Here is a 6,000-nt window from a genome sequence, read left to right as displayed (position 1 = left end):
AGCAGTTACTTTAAGACACAGACGCAAGACACAGTCAGGCATTTAGGAGGAATCTTTGCGTGGATAACGTTATCGGCCTAGAGATCATTGAGGTGGTTGAACAAGCAGCGATTGCCTCAGCTCGGTGGATGGGAAAAGGTGAAAAAGACACTGCTGATCATGTTGCAGTGGAAGCCATGCGCGATCGCATGAACAAAATCCATATGCGAGGCCGCATCGTTATTGGAGAAGGAGAAAGAGACGATGCCCCGATGCTTTATATCGGCGAAGAGTTGGGCATTTGTACCCAACCCGATGCTGCACAGTTCTGTAACCCTGAAGAATTGGTAGAAATTGATATCGCAGTGGATCCCTGTGAAGGGACCAACCTGGTGGCCTACGGTCAAAATGGGTCCATGGCCGTACTTGCTATCTCTGAAAAGGGTGGATTGTTTGCGGCACCTGACTTCTACATGAAGAAGCTAGCAGCTCCCCCAGCAGCAAAAGGGAAAGTGGATATCAACAAGTCCGCCACTGAAAACCTAAAGATTTTAGCCGAGGCCCTGGACCGTTCCATTGAAGAATTAGTTGTGGTTGTGATGAAACGGGAACGCCACAACGATTTAATTAAGGAAATTCGGGATGCGGGCGCCAGGGTCCATTTAATCACTGATGGGGATGTCTCTGCTGCCTTATCCTGTGCGTTTTCAGGAACCAATATTCATGCTCTGATGGGAATTGGGGCTGCGCCTGAGGGCGTTATTTCCGCCGCTGCCATGAGAGCCTTAGGTGGGCATTTCCAAGGACAGTTGGTGTATGACCCCGATATCGTTAAAACGGGTCTTATTGGCGAGAGTAAAGAAAGTAACCTAGCCCGCTTAAAAGAAATGGGGATTGATGATCCTGATCGCATCTATACTGCGGAAGAATTAGCCTGTGGTGAAACCGTTTTGTTTGCAGCTTGTGGTATTACGCCAGGTACCCTGATGAAGGGGGTTCGCTTCTTTAACGGTGGGGCTCGAACTCAGTCTCTCGTGATTTCCACTCAATCTAAGACCGCTCGCTTTGTTGACACCGTCCATATGTTTGAAACCCCTAAACGTCCGAAAGCACTTCAGTTACACTAGGCGATTGCCTCTCAGTTCTGAAGTTTGTAACGCTCCAACAACGCGGCTCATTAGACAGAGAAGGAGGACACATGAATATTGCGGTTGTCGGTTTAAGTCATAAAACAGCACCAGTGGATGTGCGGGAGAAACTCAGCATTCCTGATGATGTGAAAGAAAAGGCGACCTCTCAATTGCGGAGTTATCCGCACTTAGAAGAAGTGGCCATCTTGAGCACTTGTAACCGCATGGAAGTTTATGTGGTTGCCCAAGAAACCGACGACGGTATTCGTGAACTGACGCAGTTCCTATCGGAGTGGAGTCAAATTCCCCTACCAGAACTGCGTCAGCATTTGTTCATCCTTTTGCACCAAGATGCGGTCATGCATTTGATGCGGGTGTCCGCTGGTTTGGATAGCCTAGTGTTGGGAGAAGGACAAATTCTGGCGCAGGTGAAGCAAACCCATAAATTGAGTCAAAAGTATAGCGGTGCTGGCCCTATTCTTAATCGCTTATTCAAGCAGGCTATCTCAGCAGGGAAGCGGGTCCGCACCGAGACCAGTATTGGCACGGGTGCAGTCTCAATCAGCTCAGCAGCCGTTGAACTTGCCCAGATGAAGACCGAAGATCTGTCGGCCCACCGGGTTGCTATTATCGGTGCAGGCAAAATGTCTCGCCTATTGGTCAAGCATCTGCTCAGTAAAGGTGCGAATCAAATTTCGATTTTAAATCGATCTTTGAAACGAGCCGAACAGTTGGCAGGCCAGTTCCAAGAAGCGGATCTAAAGCTGCATACTTTAACAGACATGCAGGAAGTCTTATCTGATTCTGATTTAATTTTTACCAGTACGGCTGCGACTGAGCCCCTATTGGATCGGGATATTCTGGAGCCGATTGTCTGCGATCGGCAATCTTGCATGATTTTTGATATTTCGGTCCCCCGAAACGTTCATAGCAATGTGAATGAGTTGTCGCAAGTCCATGCGTTTAATGTGGATGATCTAAAGGCCGTTGTGGCCCAAAACCAAGAAAGTCGCCGTCAGATGGCGTTGGAGGCAGAGTCTCTCTTGGAAGAAGAAGTGGCTAGCTTCGATGTCTGGTGGCGCTCCTTGGAGACGGTTCCCACCATCAGTAGTTTAAGAACGAAGGTAGAATCCATTCGAGAGCAAGAATTGGAAAAAGCTTTATCTCGATTAGGAACAGAGTTCGCCGAAAAGCATCAGGAAGTAATCGAAGCCCTAACCCGAGGCATCGTTAACAAGATTTTGCATGACCCCATGGTTCAGCTGCGGGCTCAGCAAGACATTGAAGTTCGTCGCAAGGCCATGCAGTCACTCAATATGCTCTTTAACCTCAATTCATCTCAAGGGGTTGCCAAACAACGCAATACTTAAGATCGCAAGATCAACTGGTGGCTCTAAGGGTAGATTGCCAAACCTGATCACAATTGGCATGGATAGATAAAAAAGGGATCGGAGGTAGCATATACTTGCGGGCATAACGCCACATGCTGTTTACATGCATCCACATGTAACGGCTAAGGAGTTTTTTGTCGCTCACCGCAATGTGGTGATGAATAATTTTGGCAGTGGGAACATAATAGACGTCCCAATTAGCAGCATGCATCCGGCGCGCCCAATCAATATCTTCAACGTATAGAAAATAGCCCTCGTCAAGGGGGCCAACGGTCTCTAAGACTTCTCTACGGATAAACATGCAAGCTCCCAACAACCAATCAACGGGTTGCACTAGAGAGTGATCTAAGTCTTGCATTAGGTGGTTTTGATTCAAATGGGATTTTTGCAGGAAAATACGGAGTGGTGAACGTCGAGCAATGGTTGAACCAAAAGTAGGAAATCGACGGGGAGAGGGCTGAATCTGGCCATCGGGAAACTTCAGTTGTGCACCACACATGCCAACTTGAGGGTGACTTTCCATAAAATCGATCAGTACTGAAAGAGCACCGGGCTGAACTTCTGTATCAGGATTGAGGAGTAACAAGTAACGGCCTTGAGCCTGGGCCATACCAAAGTTATTGTTGGCTGAAAATCCTCGACGTTCTGAATTGATATAGACAGTTATGTCAGGGTATTGTTGGGCGATTTTGGCACTGTCATCATCTGAGCAATTATCAACAACAATAACTTCTCCACCGACTCGACTTACCTCCGGGGCAAGAGCATCCAGGCATCTGCCAATATAGGCAGAGTGATTGTGTGTTACAGAAATTACGGATAGTGGAATTTGGGACAAAATATTAAATCAAACTCAGCAGTGCTAAATTTCGAACTAAACCTATGTCAAAAAGTTTATGTCGAATCAGTAGTTGTCTTTTGGCACAAAAACCTAAATTCTCACATTCACAGTAAGCAGAAACTATCTCTTTATCTTGCGCTGAAAGCTGAGAACCATAGCGATTGAAAAATTCCTGAGCCTGTTTTTGGGTTTTGCGATAGTATTCCCGAATTCTTCGAGGTTGTTGCAGTCTTGTGACAAGATATCGCAATTTTTGACTTTGCGCACTCACTTGATTACGCTGATGCTGCCTATACAAGATGGTAGGTTTACTTAACCAAGCTATTTTTCCAAAAGCTGTAGCAACTAAGGCCAGCCACCAATCATGCATAAATATTGAATTGGGAATCGGTAGTGCAAGCTTTCTAAGAGCTTTATTGATGACAACAGTACAGCCTGTAATATTATTCCGTACTAATAAATCCCGTAAAGTATTACGAGTAGGATCAAGATTGTGAGAACGCCAAAATGAAGCATGGAAGAGCTGAAGTTTTGCTGTAACGACGTGAAGATCGCTATGGACTAAAATAGGTGTTTCAACACCCCACTGGTATTCCATTTGCTTGATTATTTGCAAACTATCTTTTATCTTAGAAGGCAACCAAACATCATCTTGATCACATAAGAAAGTATAGTTTGAGGAAGAATATTCCAGCAACCTATTAAAGTTACAAACAACTCCTATATTTTGAGATTCTACAGGATTAAGCCATTGCAGACGTCTTGGTTCTTGTTGAAGAAAAGCCTGTAAGATTTTATGAGTAGAATCTGTGGATCCATCGTCTCGAATGAGAAGACGCCAATCAGAATAATCTTGCGACAGAATCGACTGGATTTGATCTGATAAATACCGCTCTCCATTGAATGTAGCTATGGCTATTTCAACACACATATTTGAAACTGAATTAGACAATACTGAGTTACCCAAGCCCAAAACTTTGCTATAAAAATAAGTACTCCTAAGAACCCATATTTCTCGTAATAGTAAAGAAACTGGGTTAAAAGATTGTATCTCGACCTCCTACTTGCAAAAATATCTTGTATGGAAAGACTATCGGTAAATCTTTGTTTAACATAGCTATAAAAACTATGTGTTTGTTGGTTCATATCGGCCAACGAAACTTTTGAGCTACCAAGCACATAAGCTGTAAACTTATGTCTGGTCGCTTTTAAAATATACATATCATCTCCACCATAATGTGGAAAGAGTTGATCATTCGGCAACCCAATGCTATCAACTATAGTTCTTGGTAAACCAACACAATAGCCAGCAACACTATCAACACGAATTATTTCTCCTGGAGGTGCAGTCAATCGAGTTCGTCCTAGGCATCCATTTTCCACAGCAACCTGTTTATCTGATAAATAGCAGGCTGGCGCACCAATAGATTTAGGATATTTTACTAAAAAATCGATAAGGTATTGTAATGAATTTGGCTCAGGTAAGCAATCATCATTCAGCCAAATAAAATACTCAGCTCCTTGAGAATAAGCATATTCCATTCCATATCTAATGGCACCAGTCCACCATAAATCACCACTTCCAGTTAAAACCGTAACATTTGGATAAAGTTGATTAATGGCTTCATGAGTTCCATCAACAGATCCATCATCAATAACAACAATGGAGTATCGTTTTAAATCTCCATTGCTTTGAAGGTGATTTAAACAATCTAAGGTCACTCTCTTTCGATTGTGGACAGGAATAATTATGTAGACTGACTCTTTAGTAGAGCTTTTCATTTAACTAATTAATAGATAATCTGGTAGTGCCTTTTAGTAAAGGACAGAAGAAATAGCAGGATGTACAGACTTAATGAGTCGCTCCCTGATCAAACGATTGTATTCATGGGTGAACGTCCAGATCGCACCAATATGGTTGTCTAACTCCTTTGAGAACGACAGCGTCTTCTTGACTAATCGCGAGACCCACTGCCGCATCGTGTTGTTCAACCGCTCGATGTAGCTAGTCAAACCACTGTCTTTGCCAACTACAAAGTGGCGCTTGCTCGGAATCACTGTTTCGTATGCCTCCCAATAGTCTGTGTAGACTTTGGCGCATTGTCTATAAACAGCAGGTAGAAACTGCCACAACTGCTGCGCTGATGTTCTTGAACGGTCGCCAACATGACAACCAATAATTTCTCGAGTGTCTGCATCGATAGCCAGCCAGACCCACTGCTTGTTGCCTTTGTGATCGACGAACGACCACAGCTCATCCATCTGTATGGTCAGCTTGCCTTTGGCTTTGGGCAACACGGATTCGGTTGTGGCCATCTGAGCGTAGGCGTTGTTGACGTACTCTTGCAGCCGGATATCTGAGACCTGCATGACTCTAGCGATACCAGCCCAAGGAATCTTCTCAAGTAACCGCAAGTTGACTTGCTCAATGACATCTTTGTCTTTGGGATTCCATTGAGGGTCTTCGACGAACTGACGCCGACAGTCTCGACACTTGTAGTTGTGCTTGCCCCGTCGCGTTGTGCCGTTCTTTGAGATATCGTGAGAGCCGCAGGTGGGATAGGTCATTTCTAGCGCCATCGTTGCTATGCCTCAGAAAATAGTGGACAAGTCCTATTTTTCTCTATTCTTTACATTAAAGGACTACCGCTTTCTAATA

6 protein-coding genes are annotated in these 6,000 nt (G+C 44.4%); 2 read left to right on the top strand and 4 right to left on the bottom strand.

From position 1 onward, the window contains the following. Nucleotides 1–59 precede the first annotated feature (59 nt). A complete protein-coding gene (gene glpX / locus Q0991_RS07030; protein ID WP_299486769.1) occupies nt 60–1,106 on the top strand; it encodes a class II fructose-bisphosphatase in 1,047 nt (348 codons plus the stop codon). Nucleotides 1,107–1,177: 71 nt separating this feature from the next. Then, nucleotides 1,178–2,479 (top strand): glutamyl-tRNA reductase, encoded by a 1,302-nt coding sequence (locus Q0991_RS07025; RefSeq protein WP_299486767.1) that lies wholly within the window; start codon nt 1,178–1,180, stop codon nt 2,477–2,479. Nucleotides 2,480–2,489: 10 nt separating this feature from the next. Here Q0991_RS07025 and Q0991_RS07020 read toward each other — a convergent pair whose 3' ends face one another. Genes Q0991_RS07020 through Q0991_RS07005 form a run of 4 tightly spaced genes read right to left on the bottom strand, consistent with a single transcriptional unit; the run spans nt 2,490 to nt 5,909 of the window. Beyond that, nucleotides 2,490–3,338, bottom strand: coding sequence for a glycosyltransferase family 2 protein (locus tag Q0991_RS07020; protein WP_299486765.1), 849 nt, complete (start codon nt 3,336–3,338; stop codon nt 2,490–2,492). Nucleotides 3,339–3,342: 4 nt separating this feature from the next. After that, complete coding sequence (locus Q0991_RS07015; RefSeq protein WP_299486764.1) at nt 3,343–4,272, bottom strand: glycosyltransferase family 2 protein; 930 nt, start codon at nt 4,270–4,272, stop codon at nt 3,343–3,345. Further along, nucleotides 4,257–5,123, bottom strand: coding sequence for a glycosyltransferase family 2 protein (locus Q0991_RS07010; RefSeq protein ID WP_299486763.1), 867 nt, complete (start codon nt 5,121–5,123; stop codon nt 4,257–4,259). The genes Q0991_RS07015 and Q0991_RS07010 overlap by 16 nt, the downstream gene beginning before the upstream one ends. Before the next feature lie 33 nt (nt 5,124–5,156). Further along, nucleotides 5,157–5,909, bottom strand: a complete 753-nt coding sequence (locus Q0991_RS07005) for an IS1 family transposase (RefSeq protein ID WP_299486771.1) — start codon at nt 5,907–5,909, stop codon at nt 5,157–5,159. Nucleotides 5,910–6,000 lie beyond the last annotated feature (91 nt).

The organism is Acaryochloris sp. IP29b_bin.137 (assembly GCF_028285745.1).
Classification (GTDB): Bacteria; Cyanobacteriota; Cyanobacteriia; order Thermosynechococcales; family Thermosynechococcaceae; genus Acaryochloris.
This window is presented reverse-complemented; position numbering and strand designations above follow the sequence as displayed.

Excerpts from the sequence above, each read along its gene's own strand:
- Q0991_RS07025 (WP_299486767.1), top strand. The coding sequence starts at position 1,178 with ATGAATATTGCGGTTGTCGGTTTAAGTCATAAAACAGCACCAGTGGAT.
- Q0991_RS07010 (WP_299486763.1), bottom strand. The coding sequence starts at position 5,123 with ATGAAAAGCTCTACTAAAGAGTCAGTCTACATAATTATTCCTGTCCAC.
- Q0991_RS07015 (WP_299486764.1), bottom strand. The coding sequence starts at position 4,272 with ATGTGTGTTGAAATAGCCATAGCTACATTCAATGGAGAGCGGTATTTA.
- Q0991_RS07005 (WP_299486771.1), bottom strand. The coding sequence starts at position 5,909 with ATGACCTATCCCACCTGCGGCTCTCACGATATCTCAAAGAACGGCACA.